The organism is Vibrio sp. 2132-1 (genome assembly GCF_033344315.1).
Genome location: NZ_JAWPON010000020.1, coordinates 15,732 through 38,838, shown reverse-complemented (window position 1 = coordinate 38,838; position 23,107 = coordinate 15,732). Strand labels below are relative to the sequence as shown.

Below are 23,107 nucleotides of genomic sequence, written 5' to 3'. Positions count from 1 at the left end.
TTATAAAAATTCTTGAATTAGCTGATCGGTTTCGAACAAAGGTAAGCCTACTACAGCGTGATAACTGCCTTCGATTCGGGTGACAAATCGCCCTCCGAGTCCCTGAATACCATAACTTCCAGCTTTATCGCATGGCTCTCCTGACTGCCAATATTGTTCGATTTCTTCGTGAGTCAGTGGTTTGAACCACACGTCAGTGGTAACGACCACTGAATGTTGTTGTTCCGATGATACAACGCTCACCGCAGTCATCACTTGATGACGACGACCCGATAAGTCAGTAAGCATACGCTTTGAATCTTCAAAACTTTTTGGTTTTTCTAGCACACGGTCATCGCATACTACGACCGTATCAGAGCCCAATACAACGGAATCAGGCTTAGCCAACGCTAAGCCTGCCTGAGCTTTTTCCAAAGAAAGACGCAACACGTAATCTCGTGCTTGCTCATGAGCCTGTTTGGCTTCCTCAATATCAGGCAATACGATCTCAAAATCATAACCCAGTTGAGCAAGCAGCTCTTTTCTTCTCGGAGAACCCGATGCGAGAACGAGAGATAAGCTTTTCTTCACCGCTTTACCTTACGTGCCATGCACGACGAACTCGTCGCATTAATAAAAACATCCATGGCCAAAGTATACAGTTTATTGCCGCCGTCCACAGAGATAATGGATTAAATACTACGTCCTGGTTCAAATATTCCCCACAGAATATCAAAACTTCCAACAACGCAGTAAAAAAGGCAATTAAAATCGACTGTTGCCACAATGCCATGTTGCGAATCAATAGGAAATTCAGCGCCACAAGGTAGATAACGATCGACATCATCATGCCACGAATTCCAAGCGTTGAGCCGATCAAGATATCCCACAATAAGCCCAACACTAGCGCAGTTCCGACGTTCACTCGGTGCGGTAGTGCCAACACCCAATAACACGTAACAAGGAACAACCATGACGGACGTAACACATCTAACACACCTGGCCATGGAATGGTTTGCAGTACCAGCGCAACGAAGAAACTGACGCCAATCACCATTCGGCTGCTCAATACATTATTGGCCATCGGTTACCTCTTGTTCTTGCTCTAACCCTTCATCTACATTGGACCGCAGTACTTTGTGTTGACGGTCTTCATTCGGCCAAATCAGCAGTAGGTAGCGTAAGCGATCAAACTCCACAACCGGCCCAGCCTTGATTGAAGCGAACTCTTGACGCGTATCGTGATCCACATTGGTAACCGTCGCGACTGGGTATCCCTCAGGGTAAATACCACCTAAACCGGATGTCACCAATAAATCACCAACCTGAATATCTGTGCTGGTTGGAATGTGCTCCAGTTGGATTTCATCCATTTCACCATTGCCCGATGCGATCACTCGGATATCATTGCGGATCACCTGGACAGGAATTGCATTTTTCGCGTCCGTTAGCAGCAGAACACGTGCGTTGTGCGCTGCGACAAACGTAACCTGACCAACGATGCCTTTCTCGTTGATAACAGGCTGACCAACGTAAACACCATCAATACGGCCTTTATCGATCACCACTTGATGACGATAAGGTGAAGTATCCACCGCCATTACTTCTGTCACGACTTTCTTTTCATCACGGACAAATGAAGATCCCAACAACTTACGTAGGCGTTGGTTTTCTTCTTTATATTGGTCGAGCAAGATAAGCTCGCTTTTCAGGCGTAACACTTCTCGCTTTAAGCTGCGATTGCCTTCAACTAATGCCTGATGAGAATTAAAACGTTCAAATACGCCATCGAACATACTACGAGGCAAATTCGCTGCGTACTGAATCGGTGCAACCATACTGTTTAGTAGGTATCGAACGTTGGAAAACGTATCTAGACGACTATCGGCCAGCATTAAGCTCGCCGACACGATGACAGCAAAAAACAGACGTAATTGCAGAGACGGACCTCTGCCGAAAATCGGTTTCATCTTGTTTTTGACCTGATTGCTTCCATGATTATTGAGCCTTACTTGGCACCTAAAAATACTTAACTAAATACTTTTAGGTATGGAGCATGTTTGAATTACAGAGAGAGCAGAAATGAAGGTGAAGCCCGACATGAGCTTCACCTAAACCTTTATTCTTCAGAGAACAGATCGCCACCGTGCATGTCGATCATTTCTAGTGCTTTACCGCCACCACGCGCAACACACGTTAGTGGATCTTCCGCGATAACCACAGGAATACCAGTTTCTTCCATTAGTAGACGATCGAGATCTTTCAGTAGTGCACCACCACCGGTTAGTACCATACCGTTTTCAGAAATGTCTGAAGCAAGCTCTGGAGGACACTGTTCTAGTGCAACCATGACTGCTGATACGATGCCAGATAGCGGCTCTTGAAGCGCTTCTAGGATCTCGTTTGAGTTCAAGCTAAAGCTGCGTGGTACACCCTCTGCAAGGTTACGACCGCGAACTTCAATCTCTTGAACTTCATCACCAGGGTAAGCAGAACCGATTTCGTGTTTGATCTTTTCAGCCGTTGCTTCACCAATCAAGCTGCCGTAGTTACGACGTACGTAGTTGATCACAGCTTCATCAAAGCGGTCACCACCGATACGTACAGACGATGAGTAAACCACACCGTTTAGAGAGATAACGGCAACTTCAGTTGTACCACCACCGATATCGACCACCATTGAACCTGTCGGCTCAGATACACGTAAACCAGCACCAATTGCCGCCGCCATTGGCTCGTCGATTAGGTAAACTTCACGCGCACCAGCACCAAGTGCTGATTCACGAATTGCGCGACGCTCAACTTGGGTAGAACCACAAGGAACACAAACAAGAACACGTGGGCTTGGCTTTAGGATGCTGTTATCGTGCACTTGCTTGATAAAGTGCTGAAGCATTTTTTCGGTTACGTAGAAATCAGCAATTACGCCGTCTTTCATTGGGCGAATAGCGGAAATGTTGCCAGGTGTACGACCAAGCATCTGTTTTGCTGCGTGACCGACTGCAGCAACGCTTTTTGCAGAACCTACACGATCTTGACGAATAGCAACTACAGAAGGTTCATCAAGGACAATTCCTTGCCCTTTTACGTAAATTAGAGTGTTGGCTGTACCTAAATCGATAGATAGATCGTTAGAAAACATGCCACGAAGTTTCTTAAACATACTCTTCGCTCATCCTGCAAAAATATAGAAGACAAAAATTGCTCTAAATGTACCAATGCCTCGCTGTCACAGCAAGGTATTGGTACACAAACATGAGCAGAAAGCCTCAATTTCTTGCAGTTTCCTAACTTAAGGGCAAAAACCTAAGTTGTTACTGTCCGGTTAACCCTGGCTCACCACGGTAAATCACGCGATCGTTACCACGATGAATACCAAAGGTGACGACGGATGATGGGTCTTCATCTCCTTTCCCTCTCCAGTTATATTGGAGCCAAGGTTGACTCATGTAGCTACTTCCACAAGTAACATAATCAGTTTCCAACGTTTGCGGAGATGTCGTACTAGTATCATCCATTCTCAGCCAGAAGCGTAATTGTTGGCGTATTGAGCTACTATAATCTTCGGAATATGGAGTAGCATAAAGTTCGTCGTTGACACCTGAATCAACTGTCTTTGTTACTCCATTCAACGAACCGTCTGAACCAGAAGCTTCAGACCACACCTCTTGATAACAAACATAGTCTTCATCAGAAGAATAATCAGAAGCAGAGTCATCAGTATTAGTGATAAAGCGAGAACCATTCCAGTATTCTGTACGCAGAGGAATATTGATGGTACTGACAGAAGTACCACCGACATCATCCATTGCCATTCGGCCATAGCGAATATCTGGTTGAGTTGGAAAAGACTTACCAATATCGTCATTTAATTCGAGGTTGGTATCTTCTGAAGTAAGAAAGTCGACATCATCCACTTTATCTGCCACTAGTAATCCAAATCCATTTGTAAATGGCCCATCTGCTTCAGTCGTTAACGGAGAACTATTGGTTTCTGATTTATTAAATTGGAAAGACTGGTTTGATACTGACAGCTGTGATCCTGACCATGAGTCACTGCCATCCCAGTAGTTTAGATAATAATTTTCCACCCGATCGCTAATGTCTTCGTTATCATCCGTGTCCACAGCCAGCAGTTGGACATCAGCAATTAAATCAGAGCTGAAACTACTGTAATTGGTAGTAGCTTCGCCATCCATATTTTGTGCTTCGACCACAAAGTCATAACTGATAGGCTGACTCATGTACATGAAGCCATCATGGTCAGACGCATAATCCCAGTTATTGCTTACTAAGCTCAACCAGGCAGGATAAAAACGTCCGATATCACGATAGCCGGGGTTAACATTCATACCCAAATAATTTGCCTGAGTATCTGCGGTTACTTTCAATACCCCTACTTCGCTCCATGAAAGCCTACTGTACAACAGATAGGTATTATTGGTTCCCGCGCTATTGCTATAGACCAAAGTGCCAGAAAGAGAACCATCATCTCCACCATCAGGCTCAGCGACTGAATGCGTCAATCCGACCGTTGATGTGATCGCACTACCCGCAATAAAGAAATTCTGAGTGACGGGTGAACTACAATAGCCGGATATTTCTATTTCTGTTGTTCCATCTTCGGGATCACTGTCATCACCATCTGACACCCAGCGCAATGGACGGACAGAGAGTTCAAAAGAGTTCCCTGCTGCGGTAAATGCTGCACTACTGGAATCCGTAATACTGCCATCCATATTCGTATCATCCGGAGAACAAATCGCAAATGTCCAAGGACGTGAATAGACGGTGAACTGGCCTTTTAGTGTCTTCGTATTTCCGTCACCTTCAATCGGACAATCATCACCACTACAAGTGAAGTTATCATCAGTCAGAGTAACTAACATTTCACCTGAATCTTCCAGAGTTAAACCTTTAGAAGATTTTCCACTGGAAAATGATGGGGAGTAAGTTAAAGAGCCAACAGCACCTGATGCAGGGCGTACCCATTGATATAAAACATCCGGCTTACCGTCATAGTCAATATCGTCAACTTCATTATCGTCATTGCATGCCTGAGCCTTTACTTCAACCTCTTTCAGCTTTCCTGCGATTACATACTGGTCGTCAGCTGAAAATTTAAATGGCACAAACTTGAAAGTTGATGTCTGCGTTTTTGATGAGTCATTGTCCACTGTAACTTTTAACGTATATTCTTCATCAAGATCAATACTACTTTGATCTTTAACGCTCACTTGCAGTTTCAACTTACCAAGTTTCGAAGACACATTGCTTGTCGTAAAGCTAGGATAAGAGCCAGTACCAGTGCTTTCTACAACATCTATAGAAAAATTATCTGCATCAGGGTAAACCTGCACAGTAACGCCAGTGCTTTCCGCATAGCCATTGTTCTTGGTTTCTATTGCAAAACTAGGTTGTTCTGTTCCGCACATCAACGCATATTGTGCTGCTGGTGATAGCGTTACTTCATAATCATCTGAAGGTGTAAAACAGTGGTTGTCTGTAGCAATGATACTTGCCGAGTTATCCATCGAAATACTTCGAGCAGTAACCGCACCATAAACTACTGCATTGTTTTTTAACTCTACACTTGCTTCTGTATAGAGCAGTCCTGTCAATTCAGCACTGTTATCAAGAGTAATTTTATCGTTACCATGACCAATGATTATCAGCTCGGCTTTTCCGACTGTATAAAATTTCGCATTGTTTTTCAGCTCCAGCTTTTTCACATGAATTTGCACTTTTTGTGAGTCTGGAATATTTATTTGTGCGCTGTTATCAACCTTTAGCTCTTCTATCCAGTAAGTTCCCGTTTTAAATGTAACTTTAGCATTGTTTTTCACTTCTAGTTTTTCCAGTACCTCATAACTAGAAAATGTTTTACTCTCCTGATGATCGACAACAACCTCTTTAGAGCTAGTCTTAAAACTCTCTAATTCCAACCGTTTAATCATCAGTCCTTCATTACCAAAACAACCTTCATCGTCACATGATGCATTATTTTCTAAAGTAATTTTCGACTGAGGAAAACCAACGTAACGCTTACCGTTCACATAAGGGGCCCCTGAAATCCGAGCATTATTTTTCATCTTTAGAAGCGCATTAGAATTGCCAGTCCAAGTTTGAACTGGAGATGGAAACAACTCACAAATTTCACTTGTAGGAGGCTTATCGAATAAGAAGTATGAAAACGGCTCAACAACGTGACCACGTTCAGCATCTCTATCCATATCTTCTTCATTAATCAAAGCAACGCTGGTTTTAGTCACAGAACAACGCCTTAGCCAACCACCGTTATTACCATTTCGAGTACGCTTAGACGCCAATAAAACCGGAGCAGATTTGAAGCCAGTAACCGGGAAGTAGCTAAGCTGCTTACAGCCCTCAGTAACTGGTTTAATGACATTATCATTCAGAGCGCTAAGCGTATTACGGGTTGAACCATTACCTAGCCAAAATTTTCGCCCTTGAGTAAAACCTTCACCATAGCCTGCCACAAACGCCACTTCTTCAGGTTGATCAAGTACCGCATTTTTTGTCACTTCAGAGCGGTCAATGATTAATGAAAAGCCTGTACGAGTAGGATCTAGAGCGATCGTATTTAGCCAAAGTGGTTGGCTACCAACCATATTGTTTCGAGTTTGAATTTGAACCAAAACACCTGGTGGCTTTGAAAAAGCAGTGTTCAAACCAAAGTTAATAAAATTAACCTGCTTGCTGATGTTATTTGTCCCATCAGGCTTATTAGAAAATGTATGTTTAGAGCTCACTTTGCCTGCAACAAGCATGGCACCACTATCAAACTTAATAACGCCTGGTTCCATTACCAAGTAGTCAATATCATTCATAGGTGCATCAACATAAGTTATTCTCTCGCCAGTGTTTTTACATTGCCATTTATCGTTTTTACGATTGTATTTTAGATAGCGGCAAGCGGCTCTGTGAGGAGGTAATAACTGCTTTATTGTTGCTTTGGATGAACTGATAGACCAGATTTTCAAATCTGAAGGGTATTCTGTGGTCTTGCTATCAAAGTTAGAGCGACTCGCATCGATCGTCGGCATAACAAAAACCAGAGGAGGTTGTGAGTAAGAATTCTGAAACTCGATGTCACAAGTCACACTTGGCCCTGCTACAGTACATTTATCTGCTGGCACAGTGCCAAATTCAAACTGAGGGTTGTTATTTACTGCAGCAAAACTGATTGACGAAAAAAGGAAGAGAGCTACCGCAAGTAACGATGATATTATTTTTTTCATTGTAATTTACTCCCTCACCCAAACTTCTTGCTGTCGTTGAACTTGTGATAAACCTGAACCACAAATGGCCACGCTTTTGATTACATAAAGGCCAACACTCTTACCATTATCGGTTAATACCCCAGTATTTTGGCAATCCAACTGAGTAATTTGGCATCCCTTGTCGAATAAACCGCTGTCCGGTGCTCGCGAGCCATCTTTAATACCGTTACACACACTCACTACGGCAGCCGATCGATTAACAGGGAAAAACTGCGTTAACAGCCAGTCATTACTCGACTGAGCGGTAAACCATGCTTTAGTCCCCAAAAATTCCCGCGTTACTCCGCTTTGGTTCGACCAACTCACCTTCATCAAAGATGCCGCTAAATAGCCCATCACAAGAATGACAAACAGAGTCACGATTAGTACATTGCCTTTTTGACGATTACGGAACATTTAACACCTGCACATCTTGTTGGTACACACTACTTTCACCGGACTGTTCAAACACGAACCTCAGATGCACGAGCCCGCCTCGATGAAGCGATGTATCGTCATATTTGAAATAACTCTGAGATTGATCATCAACATAAACAAGATTGTCGGCAATTATTTCGCCGTTACGCTGTATCTGTGGGCCTACAAAGCAATATTTCACTGACTTAGATGGATCATAGAGATAGTGTCGATTAGAAACGGAGCGACTGGTTACTAAACTAGCGCCATCAATAATCTTATATGCTTTATCCGAATCTGGAGAAAGCGCTCCAACATCAACACTATGAGTGGATGAGGTTAAATCACTTAGCCGTGTTGGGTTAATCACCATTTTCAAGCCACTATCAAATTCGGGAGCATTAGTACCAAAAAAACCCACCACAAACTGTATATCATTTCCAGAAATTGCATAAAAACCAGAATGCTCTATCGGCATAAACATCAGACAGTTTTTCTCTTTCTCATTGATAAAAAAACTATTCGGCACCGCATGACGAATTTCTCGAGACATTTTCTCAATAACGAACTGAGCCTGAGTTTGTAGTTTCTGCCTATCGATAGTGTCGGCATAGCCCTTTGCTCCTAACTGCAAATAGCCAGCAATTCCAAGCATGATAAAACTACCAACCACAATAGTGATGACCATTTCTATTAAAGTGAAACCACGATTTTTCATTAGTAGTTTCCCCTTATCGCAGACAGTGTTAAAGGCTGTGTTTGTCCGGCGTAAATAGTCATAGTGACTCGTTTATACGCCGTGATATCTTCCAGTGAAGGATTATTTACACCCGTACCGTCTGATTCAACGTATTGCACTTTCACTTCTACTCGAAAGTTCTTGTAATCATTTTCCATAGACGTACCAAGAACGTTACTCAGCTCATATAAGGGCGAAGAGTTACATTTAGCCTTTGTGCTTTTCGTATACCAGCAACCGATATAGTCATCGACATCATTAAAACTAGTTGGATTGGATTCACCACTATCCGCCCCGAGGCTTGTGGAACACTCCGTACCACCAAGGACAGTCTCACCACAGCGTACCAAACCACCATCAAAATCACTGTTTTCATCAAAGCCTCGCGCCAATATCTGAGACATGAAACCTTGGCCTAATGCGGCCGCGCGGGTTTGATAATGAGGGATGGCGGAATCTCGAATTTGAGGGACAAGAAAAGAAGTAAACGCCACCATCGCAATGCCCATTAAAACAATCGCGATGATCATTTCTATCAAAGTCATGCCACTAGATTTCTTCATGAGCATGTACCTTTTGAAACATAACCTTGAGTATTAATTTCAACTTGGCAGCGGCTTCGACCGTGCTTATCTTCAATTAAGATGTTTACAGCACCACTTACAGGATTGCCGAGAAGGTTAAAATTAATTGTATTTGCGGCACCGCTGATAACGGAAAACCTTGCGGACTTATCGATAACCACGTCACTACGAGCATCTCGTGCACTGCCTGCTAGTACACAGGCAGCAACCGAACCAACACATGAGCTAGAAACTTGTAAACGAAAGTTGTTATCAGGACTTGTAGCATTCGACTGCATACGATTCACCTGCACTTGGCGAATCACAGAAATCACACGTTCTTGTAATGCATATGCAGAGAAACTGCCAGAGTCCATAAAACGGCTGGCTGCAAAAAGTGAAAGGATAGAGAGGAGAACAATCACGAGGATTAACTCCATTAACGTGAACCCTAATGCAGAGCTGCGAATTTTCATAACCCAACCTTAGGCTTAGAACAAGCGAGATAAGTATACGATGAAATTATGAGATTAATGATAGGTTTATAATTTTTCGATTCGAAGTGTGAACAGACGAACAAATAACCAATAGCTAGTTATTTTGCCCTTTTGAACGACCAATCTCTTCTTCAATTCGATCATACGTTTCTTTGTTGCTTAGCGTCTCAGAAACGTGCTCTGCGGTCTGCTTAGTTTGCTCCCACTTAGCCTCATAAGTTTCTGATTCAAAGCTGATAAATCTTGGTAATACCACATAACCAATCACACCCAAGATAATTAGCACAACCACAAACTCTATTGCACTAAGACCCGATGATTTACGCATATGAACTATTCCGAGATTAATCAAAGTAAAGAGATAAAGGCCAGACTAGCTGGCCTTTGAAACTTTAGAATTCGTTACAAATTGTAGTTGTACCATCAACTACTGTTACAACTGCAGCAGAAGTACCGCTATTTGCGGCATCAACATAGCGAACACACTTGTTTTTGTAACCTTCATAACCAAAGAAGATTGTACCAGTTGTTGATGTGCTACCAACTTTCCAATCTTCACTTAGGCCATCGACCACCAAACCTAGAGCTTGTGATGTAGCAGCAGGGTAACCGTATACAAGGTTCAAAGTGTTGTTACCAACACTGATAGAGCCTGGGTTTTTAGACTCAACACCCTCAATTGCTGCTTTACCGTAAGTAATACCAGCAGCACCAGTGATAGCGCCTTTCAGACCTTCAAGAGCAGAGTTACGAGCATCATCTTGCAGGTTAAGGAAACGTGGTGCTGCAGTGACCGCTAGAATACCTAGGATTACAATTACCACTACCAATTCGATAAGGGTGAAACCACCTTGTCTTTTCATTGTTTACTCTCTCTATGTAAGCATGCAGTACAACTGCAAAGTTTTGTTTAGGTCACGCGACCATTTTGGATATTGTCAAAACGGTTTGGGGCAGCAACGTTCACTAAAACTGACCGTGAAGTGGATACTGTATCTACCGCTTGAGCAGAATGACGATTCGCCATTATTCAGTTCATGCTGCAATGAGAAAAACACATTATTGTTTACCCACTATTACAGCCTGTTACTTATGGTAATGATTGCATTATACCGACTTTCATTACCAATTATAGTGATTAGGTGTCAAAAAATTCACTCTGCCGACATTTCGACGTCTATTTTCAGTTGATTAGCAGTTAAGATAACTACAATCGACTGACCATTTTCATAAGTGTAGTGACAGACATAACGATCAGTTTTGATGGCTCCACTGATATCTATTAACTTGTTGGTCATTATTTTACGTTGGGGGTAATGCACCGCTAGCCAATAACCACAATCTAATACACCTTGCTGAGTAAAGGGAGACACTAACCCGTCCTCAGTCATAGTAAGGTTAAAACCATCCATCAGCATATGCTCTGGCTCGCCTTGTACTAGCCAAGCTTGACGATAACGCTGAACACTATCTTGCATCCAAACTCTCGCCAACTTAGCCCCTGTTACTTGTGCTTGCTCGGTCACAGGACGTAATTTGACCGCCAAACCCACCGCCATAATCGTAGCAATAACCCCAAACACAATAAGCGTTGCTCGGCTTTGATTTTCAACCACTATTAGCCGCCTTTGATGATGTCGAGCATTCCCCACATTGGTAGGAAGATACCCAATGCCAGCACCATGACCATGCCTGCGACAATCACCAAAAGTAATGGTTCTATTCTTGCGGTCAGCGTTTTTAGATCGTAATCGACTTCTCGATCGTAAAAGTCCGACACCTCCAGCAGCAACTCATCAATACGACCAGTTTCTTCACCTACTGCAATCATCTGAATCACCAATGGGGTGAATATTTTACTGTTGATGGCCGTCACTGAAATGGTGCTACCCGCTTCAATTGCGGACTTCATCTCAAGAATTCGGTTTTCTAAAAAACGGTTCCCTAAGGCTTCCCCGGCCAAAGCCAAAGACTGGTTAAGTGGCACCCCTGATTTCAGCATCAACGAAAAGGTTCTGGCAAAACGAGAAAGCTGCGCACGATTAACGATATCGCCTACAATTGGCAGCCGAAGCCGAAACTTATCGAACTTCTCCCGACCATCAGCCGTCGCCACCCACGCTCTGAACACCGTAAACGCGCCAATCATTGCCACAACCAGCAACACCCAATAATTAACAAAGAAATTAGAAGTCGCGATCAAAATACGCGTCGGCAGTGGTAGCTCAACCCCAAAGCGCGTGAACATCGATGCAAACTCAGGGATCACCAAGATATTCAATACAAACATGGCAATGGTGATAAAGATAATGACAAACGTCGGATAACGCATCGCCGCTTTAATGCGTTTGCGAGTCTCAAGTTCCTGTTCGTAGTAATTCGCCAGTTGCAATAGCGCTTGGTCAAGCCGACCCGTATTCTCACCGACGTTGATCATAGAAACGAACAGAGGGCTGAATACTTTACTGTGTTGCTGCATCGCAGAAGACAAACCTCGGCCATTACTCAGTTCAGAAACGACATCTTCTAGCGCCTCTTTGAGCTGTTTGTTTTCGCAATTTTGCAACAAGCCACGCATAGAGCGCAGCAAAGGTACGCCAGCTTTAGTCAAACTAAACAACTGGCGAGAGAAAAGAATAATTACTTCCAACGGAATAGCAGGCACAAACAGCTTAGATAAGCTCACTTGGCTTTTTGCCGACTCTTTCTCTAAACGTACATTGAGCGGGATGACCCCTTTATTCATCAATGCTTCCGCTGCAGCTTCAGAGTTCACTGCTTCGATTTTGCCGTTAGTGGATGAGCCGTCTAGCGTGCGGCCTTGATAACGAAAAGTTGGCATTCACTTACCTATATGAAAATGGGATCAGTCTTACCAGAAGCATCGCCCTCACCTAGGGTCATCACTTCGTCCAAACTGACGGTGCCTTGTAGCGCCAGTTCCATTGCAGAAGCAAGCAGTGGCTTATAGTTTTCTGAGCGGCGCGCGGCTTGCGCAAAGCCAACCGCATCATTAGCGCGCAACTTATCCATCATCTCTTGCTCAAGTTCGAGCATTTCAAACACACCGATTCGGCCTCGATAACCAGTCAAATTACAGTTTTGGCAACCTGCGCCTTTATAAAAAATGGTGCTAACTTGATTTGGGAAACGCCCAGCTAACCACTGCTGGCGAGACTCATCTAAGTGGTCTTCTGTTTTACAATCAGGGCAAACTCGGCGCACAAGACGCTGCGCCACCACAGCTCTGACTGCACTAGCAACCAAGTAACCCGGCGCACCCATGTCGATCATACGTAACGCACTGTCGACAGCATCGTTGGTGTGGAGAGTGCTCAATACTAAGTGACCCGTTAGTGCAGCTCGCAGACCAATTTCTACCGTCTCTTGGTCACGCATCTCACCAACAAGAATGATGTCTGGATCTTGACGTAAAAAGGTTCTAAGAACACGCGAGAAAGTTAGATCGATCTTGCTGTTAACCTGTACCTGAGTGATGCGAGGCAGACGATATTCAACCGGGTCCTCTGCTGTAATGATCTTTTTCCCAGGTTCGTTGAGCTCACTCAATGCGCCGTAAAGCGTGGTGGTTTTACCGGAACCTGTCGGCCCGGTAACCAAAATCATGCCATGCGGACGCGCCAACTGTCGACGTAAGCGAGCAAGCAAGTCTGGCGGCAAGCCCGACTCTTCTAACGGACGCAAACCAGCGGACTGGTTAAGCAGGCGCATTACTACAGATTCTCCGTACTGCGTTGGTAACGTCGACATACGAATATCAATTGATTGGCCACGAACTTTGATATTGAATCGGCCATCTTGCGGCAAGCGCTTTTCAGAAATATCTAGGTGTGCCATCAACTTCAGTCGAAGAACCAAAGCCGATGCAATATTCACTTCATTTAAGAGCGTTTCATGCAATACGCCATCAATACGCTGGCGCAAACGCAATACTTGATCGTCTGGCTCAATATGAATATCCGAAGCTCCAACCTGTACCGCATCCTCAAACATGGAATTAACCAGCTTTACAACGGTAACCTCTTCACTGTCGGCCTCATCAATACCGTAATCAAAGCTTTGTACATCTTTATGCTCTTCATGCAGCTGCTCAGCAAAGGAGGCGATCTCTTTAGTACGGCGGTAATAACGGTCAAAGCTTGAAATAAGCTGACGCTCTGAAGCCACAATGAACTCAAGGTTGTATTGACCTAACAAGTTCATCAATGATTCTTGGATGAACAAGTCCGCTGGGTCGCTCATAGCAACGCGCAGTGTGTCCCCATTTCGAGCAACGACCATCGCACGTAAGCGACGTGCGTGTACCTCAGGTAAAATCTGCACGGCTTCGGCATCCACAGGCGCACGACCAAGATCGATCAGTGGCAAACCAAGCTGCTGAGACAAGAAGTCCAACATTTGCTTTTCAGTAATAAAGCCAAGGTCAATTAACGCATCCCCTAACTTCTGCCCGGTACTGCGTTGTGCGTTTAGTGCTTGCTGGATTTGTTCTTCAGAGACGATACCTTCCTCAACCAGAAGATCGCCCAAGCGTTTTCTCAACTGAATTTTCATTGTGCGCTCTCCAACTCTTTCAAGATGTTCAAACGGTCACGGATAAATGCTTGCGATTGATTCGAAATGCCAACTTTACCCAGAGCTTGGTTGTAAGAGTTAATCGCGGCAGTAAAAGCCAGGGCGCGCTCTTGTTGAATAGCCAAACCTAACCACCAGCGCGCGTTTTCCGGCTCACGCTGAGTGAGGAGTTGATAGCTCTCAAGCGCAATGTCATTTTGCTTGTGTTTTTGTGCCAATGCCGCACGCATCGCCAAGTAATCTCGACTTGGTACTGGAGGCAAATGAACAAGCGGGCTCAGCGCCGCTTCAGGTTGATTAGCTTTCACTAACAACTTAGACAAGGCCAAGCGGAGTACTTGGTTGTTCGTATCTAGGTTGATACCTTCTTGAATAATCTCATATGCTTTACGCGTGTCACCTTTACCAAAGTACAACGCTGATAACTTTTGACGCGTGTCTGCATTCATTGGCTCATAACGCAACGCCTCGGCATAAGCCGATAACGCCGTTTGCATATCGTTAGCATCCAGTGCTTTTTCCGCTCGGCTAACCGCTTTAAGAGATAATTGGCGGTGAGTAAGCTCAACCTGCTCAATGCGCATTGAACTGTTTTCTGATGTTGTGTGGGTTACGTGATTAGATTGTTCCTCGCTCGGCATCGTTGCTAACTGCGCGAGTAAAACTGCATCATCTGAGGCGATATTTATCTCAGATTTTGGCGTGAACCTATCAGTCTCTTGCATGTGAGGCTGTTGCGCTACCGGCTGCGTGGCTGGTTTGGTGTAAACCACATGAGTTGTATCGGGCGTCTTTTTACTCGTTGGCGAGTGAGTGCGCTCCGATGAAACAATTGGTGAGACATTCACAGACGACAATGGCATAGCGTCGGTTTGAAATTGTGATAGCTCGCCTGAAGGGACAGGACCGCGAGAGACCGCCCAGCTACCAACCGCAAGGCTTAACGAAAAACCGGCGACAAGCCAAAGCCAAGGTTTACTGCGTGAGACACTTGGAATCTCCGCACGAGTAAGCTCTGACGGCGATGTTTTTTCAGCAAGTTCTGATAATGCTTTATTGATGGCACTCAAGGTTGACTCCATCCCCAAAATACGGGTGTTTTAAACTTAGGTTTACGGGCATCAAACGTATCGTGCATAGCGGCATAAACGTGATGATTTTTCAATAGTGTGCAACGATCATTAAATGCAGCAAGCAACGACTTGTGACTAATTTGGTTTATCAAGCGCGGAATCCCCATGGATGAACGCCAAATCGCTTTTTTCTGTTCAATAGAAAAAATGTGCGCCCCATTGCCTGCTTTATCTAAACGATTATTGATGTAAGCCACGCCTTCATCGATAGAGAGAGGACGTAACTGGCAACTAAACGTAATGCGTTGACGAAATTGCCTTAGCTCATGATTAGCTAATCTGTCATCCAACTCAGGTTGTCCGAATAACACCAATTGAATGAGCTTATCTTGTTCCGTTTCTAAGTTGCCAAATAGACGTAATGTTTCTAAAGCTTGTGGGGAAAGAGCTTGCGCTTCATCAACGATCAAGACGGTTTTCTTTCCCAAGTAATGTACTTGAATCAAGTGCTCTTGAATGAGGGAAACGATACGCAGCGGATCATCGTTCTCGATACCCAACTCTCTGGCGACAGCAAACTGCAACTGTTCCCCATTCAACACTGGATTGGGTAAGTAAATAAGCTCAACTTCAGATTCAATCTGCTCGATCAGCTTACGGCATACCATGGTTTTTCCAGTGCCTACTTCTCCCGTCACCTTAATCACCCCTTCTCCCATTTGCACGGCAGCTAGGATGGTTTGGATCGCCTCATAGTGAGGGACTAACCCCAAGAACATTTCTGTATTTGGGGTTAACGAAAAAGGCTGAACTCGGAATCCAAAGTGTGACAAGTACATACTCGAATCACAAACCTATTGAAAAACAGAACCTTTCCCAGCGCTTATTGCGCATCTGGGAACCACTCTTGCAGCAGATCACGAGAGCGCTCTAGCTCTTTCTGCCAAGAGTTCACGCCAACTACGGTCGGTTTTAGCAAGATGACCAATTCTGTTTTCTCAGTTACGTTATTCACGTTGCGGAACAAATGCCCCAATGCTGGTACATCGCCCAAAAATGGGACTTTAGAAACAAGCTCACGATTTTGCTGTTTCATCAACCCGCCGATAACCACAACATCGCCATCTTTAGCACGAATAACCGAGTCTGATTCACGAATAGAGCTTTTCGCTAATGGCAGTTGGATGTTTTGGAAATCTCCGCCCAAGTTCAATTGCTTCACTTCTTCTGTAACTTCAATAACTGCGGGGTGAACATGCAGGAACACATTGCCTTTGTTATCAATTTGCGGAGTCACATCGAGGGAAATACCCGAGAAGAATGGCGTCAGTTCCACTTCAGGAACTGCATTTGAGTTTTCACCGTTGCCTGCATTACTCGATAGCTCGGTAACAAAGTACTCATCGGTACCGACTTTGATGACAGATTTTTGGTTGTTGGCAGCGGTAATACGAGGGCTCGAAAGGACGTTCAAGTCACCTTGCGTAGACATAAAGCTCAACACTGCATTGAAGTTACCATCCGAAATAGTCACGTTGGTTTGACCGCCCAAGAGCGTGCCAATCGCATCCAATGGTGGTAATGCCGATGCAGGGCGGTTGACTACGATACTACCCGAGTTACCAATTGACGCCGATAAGTTTGACCAGTTGATGCCTTGTTGGTAGCCATCATTCAACGTCACTTCTAGGATTTTAGCTTCAAGAATGACCTGGCGCTGCATGCGCTCCTGCGATACACCTAAGAACTCGCGTACTTCGCGAATATCATCTGGAAATGCTCGAACCGTAATAACTCCCGCTTGTGGCGTTACAACCACACTTTGCCCTTTGCCTGAACCAATTAGATTCGCAACAGCTTGCTGCAGCATAGGCCAGAAGTCACTCTCAGTGATGGTTTCAATGCGTGTACCACCCGTAGATGTGGTCGAGCTATCGTTGTTGTTTCCATTGTTAGAGTCTGACGAGTCAGAACTGTCTGAGCTACCACCAGAATTAGACGTACCAGCCGAGGTTACAGAGCCCGTAACAATGCTGGTTAATGAGCGACCAGAACGCTTGAACTGCAGGTAATCGACTGGAATGGTCACAGTACGCATACCTGCTGGGTAGATTTGAATAACTTTGCCAGACTTCACCACGTCATAGCCATACATATTCTGTACGACATTCAGAACTTCATCCAATGTCACATCTGACAAGTTGACGGTGATATTACCTTGTACCGATGGGTGAATCGCCACGCTGTACTCAGTGCCTTTCACTAATGAGGCGAAAAAGCTTCTTGCATCGACCGCATTCGCCTGAATACGAAAACGCTTCGAGGTGCCTTGCTCTGATGCAACGTTCGAGTCTAAATTTGGCATCAAGTCTGCCTCAACAGAAGAAGGGATTTCTTCCAATGTGCGGCTGTTCGCTTGATTGATCGATTCATTGAGCGCTTCTTTAACTTCCACTGGATTCCGATGACCCATTGAACATCCCATTAAAGAAGCAATCGTTATTCCTACAACTAATTTGCGCATATCTGATCGGGCTCTGGTTATTATTGTTTTACGTTTAAATCAAAAAGCTCTAGGTCCCACTGACGGTTACCACGCTTTAAAGTTACAAATTCACTATTAATGCTCGCGACGCGATAACCCTTAAATAGCTCGCCTTTTTCGACAAGTTTGTTATCCATAATCGCGATACAATCAGTACTTGGCTTACACACAATACTGTTGAGCTTAGGCAGTCGGTACCGTTTAACTTTTGGTTTCGCTGACGTTTCAACCGCTGGCTTTTCCCAACCAAGTGGGGCCGTTGGGTCCTGGTTTGCCCAAGCGGTTCCTGCCGCTGCCATAACAAGCAATGAGATGATGAGTTTGTTAACCACCAATAAACTCCTCTCTAGATCCTAGTGTGTAGACTTCTAACACAAGCTTCGCTTTCGGGTACTCTTCGACTTTATAACTAAAGCTGCGCCAGTAATAACTCGCAGGAAGGCTCTCCAATTTATTCAGATAATTAGCAATAGAAAAATAGTCACCAGTCAGTTCCATACGAACAGGATGCACGTAGTAACCAGAGTATTGCGATGCTTCTTTATCTTCCGTTATTGGCTCAGATGGCAAGGTTTGCAGAGACAAAAGGTGAATGCCACTTTGCTGCTCCAACACATTTTCAAGCAGCTCAGCCATTTGCGAAGGTGTAATAAGATGCTCGATGATCTCCGCTAATTGCATCGAAAGATGCTGACTCTCAGCTAACAGATTAGATATCGCGCGATCAATCTCAGCATTTGGATCTTTCTTAAGTTGCGCCTGAATACGTAGCGTATCGATTTCAATCTTTTGATTGGCTTGCTTTAAATTACTTAGTTGCCTCTCATTACTGATGATCTCGTTAAGCTTTGGCTCCAATACCAGCGTAAAGAGCAACATGATCACGACAACTAAACCGCACAATGCGGTGAGCACTTTTTCACGCGTACTCATTTCGCCAAAGCGCCCTTCTAATGAGAGCCAGAATTCGTTCATTTCTCTTTATCCTCGCGCGTTTTTAGTTCAAACGTCACAATATCCTTATCATTTCGACCTATTTTGACGTCATCAAACGTTCGGCCAACCAAGCTAATTTCATTTTTAAATTGGCTGACCCAATTGGGCACTGAGCTCGGTTTTTTCGCTAGTCCCTTCAGGTCTAAGGTATGGGTATTGATTCGAATTTCGGACAAAGAAATTTCTTGGTTTCCTAGCTTCGCTAATGATTGCATCACGCCAGAGTAACCCGTGCGTTGCGAGTCATCGTATTTCCCGACAGCTTTAAGCGAGTCTCGCTTCGCCTTGACTTCACGCTCTAAGCGGGCTTTAGCTGCCAGCTTATTATTGTCAGGTTGATGCTTACGTAGCTTGACTTGATAACGTTCAAGCTCTGACTTCATGATATCGCCTTTACTTTTTACAATAGCAATCTCATCTTTCAAACCGCTGCTCTGCCAAGTGACATAACCGTAAGAAAATAGAATTGCAGCCGCCGCAACGCCCCAAGATAACGCGATATTTTTTAGCGTCAGGAGCTCTTTTTTCGGCTTTAAGTAATCGGGATATAAGTTGACGCGTCGAGTATTTGAAGTAGCCGCAGTGTCAGCCAAAACATGTCCTGATAGCTCATGTTCTGGTGGTAATAACGGTGAAACCTTAGTACTTAAACGGTAGTTCAGAGCCTGAACAAGCTCGCTCTCATCCTCTTCATCACAGCACACTTTCAATTGATGTAATTGCACGTGGCGTAACTGAGATGAAAGATAGTCAATCGAACGTTGCAGTTCTAACGACAGACTGTCCATCTGTAAATCGCTAGACGGAACCCCCGTTAACGGTGGCGTCACACTGCGAATAGAGCGGTGGAACGCAATAGTATTTTCGACAAAAGCGCTTATACGGAAATGACCACGCACACTGCGTTGTAATAATAGGAAGTTTCCTAGTTCACCCGCAGTCTCTCCCCAAATATCGTCTTCAGGAAGAATGGCTTCTAATGGTAACTGGGCTCGACTGGCCAGTAACACAATCTTATCCAATATTTTTCGCGATAAGACGTATGCTTGCACTTTGGTTGAATTCGGTAACTCGACCGCATCGGCAATAATGTCGATGGCACGCTCAGAGATCAGTTCTTTCAACAAAAACGGTAATGCGGCTGGCCATTCTTGACGCGGCATGACCGGTTTGTCGATTTGGTACATCTGGTAATAGTTATGAGAAAGAACAACCGTTAATGAATCATACGCACTCGCTGCAACGCTCAATGCTTGCTCAACGGCTTTTTCCCAATTGGACTCAGAAATATCAAATTGGTATGGACGACTACTTTTGATTGAAGATGATAAATAAACGGCGTCTGGCTGAATAACCAAAAAGCAGGAGCGACCACCACTAGATGATCGCTTAAGCTTGTCGAATAGTGCTTTGAAATCCATGATTATTATCTTTATTTTTTCCGCCAGCGATTTCGTCTTCCCAATTTAACTTGGGATTCTGATTGAGAATTCGGCAACGCTTGGGGACGAGGAAGAAACTGCTGCTCCGCAGAAAAGTAACGCCCTTGCCCACCATAAACCCCGAGCTCAATTAATGTGTTGAGCTCGTTCTGATTCTCAATTCCCACTGCTATAATTTTAGTTTTACTGTTTGCCGCCGCACCTAGCATACTGCGAACAAATAGCTGGTTTTCATGACGTTGGTCGATTTTTGCTACTAAACTGCGATGAAGTTTAAGGTAACGAATGTCCACTTCTTTTAAATAGTGAGTGCTGACAATGGTACGCCCAGCCTGCCCAACCATTAAGTGGCACCCTAAACCGGCCAGCATTTTAGCGACTGGTCGCATAAAGTCTAAGTGTCTTACAAATTGTGCTTCAACAAACTCAAAACTGAGACACTTTCTCTGCTCACGTGACAACTGTAAGAGTTCATCACGAAACCATTTAAAGTACTCTCGGTTAGAAAATGGCGTTACATTCAAATTGAGCACATACGATCTTGAGTTATCAAAATTATCCTTAAACTCTCTTAAGAATTTATTAATAACCGACTTATCCATTTGCGCTTCATAACCAACCTGTCTGATCGCAGAAATGAACCGAGACGCTTTAACAATCCCATTCTCAGGATCGCGAATCCGACATGTTAACTCTTCATATAATGATTTTTTATGCGTCGCGTCACTTATTGGGTGCGCAGATTGTGCGTAGAGTATCACACTTTCAGGTGTAAGTGCTGTGTCAAATAACGTTCTCCACCTCACACTTCCGCGAGCTTCTTCATCGTGGTTCCATTTTTTGAAGCGACTCCAATTATTGTTATTTTGTAGTTGCGCACTACGCAAAGCAGTCTCGGCTTCATCAATGATTTGGCTGTGTCGCTCACCTTCTTTATAAGTGGTGATGCCAATATGGCACCAGTTGTCTGGATCAAGTGGCTCTGGCGGCATTAACTTTTCTAACTGGCGAATGCATTGCGAGGCAAGGTTAGCCACATCTTTCGCACTTTGGTGCGGTAGAAAAAGCGCAAAATCAGCATCGTAATAACGGGAAAATACAACATCTGGGTATCGTTGAACTAAATTGGACAATAAACTCCCAACTTCAACAATAAACTCATCCGTAATTTGCTTATCTTGCTCTTCTTCAACCAGTTTCCAGTCTTGAATACGCACTAGCAACACGGCGCCGCGAGCCCCACTTTCTAGTAACGCCGATTCCAACTTGCTATCAAATAACACTCGGTTAGCGGTACCGGTTAGCTTATCAAGGAAGGTTTGAGTTCGAATAAAGGTATCAAATCGGCTTCGCTCTTGACGCGCATCTTGTAACTCTTCGATTAATACATCGAGCGCTTCACTGGCGGTGTAAGGCCATTCTTTTTTGTCACCTTTGGCATACTGCTCCACCCTACCAGCCAGGATCATTCTGCCTCGCTCTTCGAGCATTTCGGAGCCTTCTAATTGCTCTTTAAGCCATGCCACGCCGCGCATTAAGCAGAAGATGATCAATACAACGGCAAGCGTGATCGACCAAAGCGCCTGCATTGAGTAGCTGTAACCTAAGTAAGGGGGAATTGCTTTAAAGTGAATCGTGTAATCTTGATTGTGAGTCAACTGGTACTCAGCCTCAAACAAGACTGACGCTTCCATTTGATGAGAAGTATCTTTGAAGCGATAAACAACGGCGTTGTTGGTCGACAACGTCATTTCGACAATATTGGAAGCCTGCAGCATTTTCGGCATCCAGCGCTGCATAGAATAAGCGGCGCCAGGATCTTCCATCTCCTTGTCGACCACCTCTACGATCCCTTCTAAATAATGGGTGAGATATTCCTGCCCAAGACGTTTAAAAGAGAGGGTGCCACCGACAAACAAGATAAACATGGCGCAGATAACGATCATGGTGACAAAGGCCACCAGCCGTGTGCTTAACTTAAGAGTTGGGGTATACCTCATGAATACCAAATTCCTTTTTTATTCATCATATACCTTATTGAAATATTTATACTTGATAAGAGTTCATCAAACAATCGGATTAGTCTGATAGTGAGAGGCTGGAGCATAAAGAAAATCACACTCATTGATAAGTTTTATTGTTACGCCTAACCTTGCCAAGAGAAGCCTGTGAAATCATTAGATTGCGACAATAAAAAGGCCGCGATATTCGCGGCCTTTTCGATTCAAGCATAAGCAGAATTTAGAACGGGATATCGTCGTCAAAATCCATTGGTGGCTCATTGTACTGCTGCTGTGGTTGCTGCGGAGCCTGTTGTTGTGGTTGCTGTTGCTGAGGCGCATTGTACTGCTGCTGAGCTGGCTGTTGAGGCTGACCCCATCCACCTTGCTGCTGCTGTTGACCGCCCATAGGTGCGCCGCCACCTTGAGCACGACCGCCAAGCATTTGCATCACACCATTGAAGCCTTGAACAACTACCTCAGTTGAGTAGCGATCTTGGCCACTTTGATCTTGCCATTTGCGAGTTTGCAGTTGCCCTTCAATGTAAACTTGAGAGCCTTTACGCAAGTACTCACCTGCTACTTCCGCAAGTTTGCCGAACAACACAACACGGTGCCATTCCGTTTTTTCGCGCTGTTCGCCAGTCGCTTTATCACGCCATGAATCAGAAGTCGCAATAGTAATGTTTGCTACTGCACCGCCATTCGGCATGTAACGAATTTCAGGGTCGTTACCTAGATTCCCCACCAAAATAACTTTGTTAATTCCACGGCTGGCCATGATGTGCTCCGTTTCACTCTGGATATATAAAATTTTAGCGCATTAGAATAGCACGCTTTAATGTTTTGATTAAAGTCTAATACCATTGTGATCTATTGAGTCATCCTCTAGAACCCAAATCGTATTTCAACTTACGTGTGTAGCATTTTTGATTCGCGTTGCAGACATCGTTTCGTGAAGCTTTGAATTCGAACGC

Annotated in this window: 22 protein-coding genes; all 22 read right to left on the bottom strand. The window is 44.3% G+C overall.

The genetic code is table 11. From position 1 onward, the window contains the following. On the bottom strand, positions 1–570 hold the full coding sequence (locus R8N47_RS19670; RefSeq protein ID WP_005381139.1) for a Maf family protein: 570 nt from the start codon (positions 568–570) through the stop codon (positions 1–3). A gap of 4 nt (positions 571–574) precedes the next feature. Further along, on the bottom strand, positions 575–1,063 hold the full coding sequence (gene mreD, locus R8N47_RS19665) for a rod shape-determining protein MreD (protein ID WP_005381141.1): 489 nt from the start codon (positions 1,061–1,063) through the stop codon (positions 575–577). Continuing rightward, positions 1,053–1,949 (bottom strand): rod shape-determining protein MreC, encoded by an 897-nt coding sequence (mreC, locus tag R8N47_RS19660; RefSeq protein ID WP_064354324.1) that lies wholly within the window; start codon positions 1,947–1,949, stop codon positions 1,053–1,055. Before mreC ends, mreD begins: the two co-directional genes overlap by 11 nt. A gap of 149 nt (positions 1,950–2,098) precedes the next feature. After that, a complete protein-coding gene (locus tag R8N47_RS19655) occupies positions 2,099–3,142 on the bottom strand; it encodes a rod shape-determining protein (protein ID WP_005381144.1) in 1,044 nt (347 codons plus the stop codon). 151 nt (positions 3,143–3,293) lie between these two features. Further along, positions 3,294–7,241, bottom strand: coding sequence for a DUF6701 domain-containing protein (locus R8N47_RS19650; RefSeq protein WP_064354325.1), 3,948 nt, complete (start codon positions 7,239–7,241; stop codon positions 3,294–3,296). Between the two features lie 6 nt (positions 7,242–7,247). Beyond that, on the bottom strand, positions 7,248–7,679 hold the full coding sequence (locus R8N47_RS19645) for a hypothetical protein (protein WP_064354326.1): 432 nt from the start codon (positions 7,677–7,679) through the stop codon (positions 7,248–7,250). After that, on the bottom strand, positions 7,669–8,397 hold the full coding sequence (locus R8N47_RS19640; protein WP_053303456.1) for a PilW family protein: 729 nt from the start codon (positions 8,395–8,397) through the stop codon (positions 7,669–7,671). Before R8N47_RS19640 ends, R8N47_RS19645 begins: the two co-directional genes overlap by 11 nt. Beyond that, positions 8,397–8,981, bottom strand: a complete 585-nt coding sequence (locus R8N47_RS19635; protein ID WP_064354327.1) for a prepilin-type N-terminal cleavage/methylation domain-containing protein — start codon at positions 8,979–8,981, stop codon at positions 8,397–8,399. Before R8N47_RS19635 ends, R8N47_RS19640 begins: the two co-directional genes overlap by 1 nt. After that, entirely contained in the window at positions 8,978–9,457 is a 480-nt protein-coding gene (locus R8N47_RS19630) for a type II secretion system protein (RefSeq protein ID WP_064354328.1), read from the bottom strand. Before R8N47_RS19630 ends, R8N47_RS19635 begins: the two co-directional genes overlap by 4 nt. A 115-nt stretch (positions 9,458–9,572) precedes the next feature. Next, complete coding sequence (locus tag R8N47_RS19625) at positions 9,573–9,806, bottom strand: type II secretion system protein (RefSeq protein WP_025589594.1); 234 nt, start codon at positions 9,804–9,806, stop codon at positions 9,573–9,575. Positions 9,807–9,870: 64 nt separating this feature from the next. Next, a complete protein-coding gene (locus R8N47_RS19620; protein ID WP_054579425.1) occupies positions 9,871–10,341 on the bottom strand; it encodes a prepilin-type N-terminal cleavage/methylation domain-containing protein in 471 nt (156 codons plus the stop codon). Between the two features lie 291 nt (positions 10,342–10,632). Continuing rightward, positions 10,633–11,094, bottom strand: a complete 462-nt coding sequence (locus R8N47_RS19615; protein WP_017821318.1) for a hypothetical protein — start codon at positions 11,092–11,094, stop codon at positions 10,633–10,635. Between the two features lie 2 nt (positions 11,095–11,096). Further along, a complete protein-coding gene (locus R8N47_RS19610; protein ID WP_005381186.1) occupies positions 11,097–12,320 on the bottom strand; it encodes a type II secretion system F family protein in 1,224 nt (407 codons plus the stop codon). An 8-nt stretch (positions 12,321–12,328) separates the two neighbouring features. Next, a complete protein-coding gene (locus tag R8N47_RS19605; protein ID WP_005381188.1) occupies positions 12,329–14,053 on the bottom strand; it encodes a GspE/PulE family protein in 1,725 nt (574 codons plus the stop codon). Beyond that, positions 14,050–15,144: a tetratricopeptide repeat protein gene (locus R8N47_RS19600; RefSeq protein ID WP_198039115.1), complete on the bottom strand. Its 1,095-nt coding sequence runs from the start codon at positions 15,142–15,144 to the stop codon at positions 14,050–14,052. The genes R8N47_RS19605 and R8N47_RS19600 overlap by 4 nt, the downstream gene beginning before the upstream one ends. Further along, entirely contained in the window at positions 15,141–15,986 is an 846-nt protein-coding gene (locus R8N47_RS19595; protein ID WP_064354330.1) for an ExeA family protein, read from the bottom strand. The genes R8N47_RS19600 and R8N47_RS19595 overlap by 4 nt, the downstream gene beginning before the upstream one ends. Before the next feature lie 44 nt (positions 15,987–16,030). Further along, entirely contained in the window at positions 16,031–17,671 is a 1,641-nt protein-coding gene (mshL, locus tag R8N47_RS19590) for a pilus (MSHA type) biogenesis protein MshL (protein ID WP_033907420.1), read from the bottom strand. A gap of 20 nt (positions 17,672–17,691) precedes the next feature. Continuing rightward, complete coding sequence (locus R8N47_RS19585) at positions 17,692–18,024, bottom strand: hypothetical protein (RefSeq protein ID WP_005381196.1); 333 nt, start codon at positions 18,022–18,024, stop codon at positions 17,692–17,694. After that, positions 18,017–18,667, bottom strand: a complete 651-nt coding sequence (gene gspM / locus R8N47_RS19580) for a type II secretion system protein GspM (RefSeq protein ID WP_005381197.1) — start codon at positions 18,665–18,667, stop codon at positions 18,017–18,019. Before gspM ends, R8N47_RS19585 begins: the two co-directional genes overlap by 8 nt. After that, positions 18,664–20,109 (bottom strand): hypothetical protein, encoded by a 1,446-nt coding sequence (locus tag R8N47_RS19575; protein WP_064354331.1) that lies wholly within the window; start codon positions 20,107–20,109, stop codon positions 18,664–18,666. The genes gspM and R8N47_RS19575 overlap by 4 nt, the downstream gene beginning before the upstream one ends. Before the next feature lie 11 nt (positions 20,110–20,120). Then, positions 20,121–22,130, bottom strand: a complete 2,010-nt coding sequence (gene csrD, locus R8N47_RS19570; protein ID WP_064354332.1) for an RNase E specificity factor CsrD — start codon at positions 22,128–22,130, stop codon at positions 20,121–20,123. 241 nt (positions 22,131–22,371) lie between these two features. Continuing rightward, the gene (locus R8N47_RS19565) at positions 22,372–22,911 is read right to left on the bottom strand and encodes a single-stranded DNA-binding protein (RefSeq protein ID WP_005387798.1); all 540 of its coding nucleotides are present in this window, start codon (positions 22,909–22,911) and stop codon (positions 22,372–22,374) included. Between the last annotated feature and the right edge of the window lie 196 nt (positions 22,912–23,107).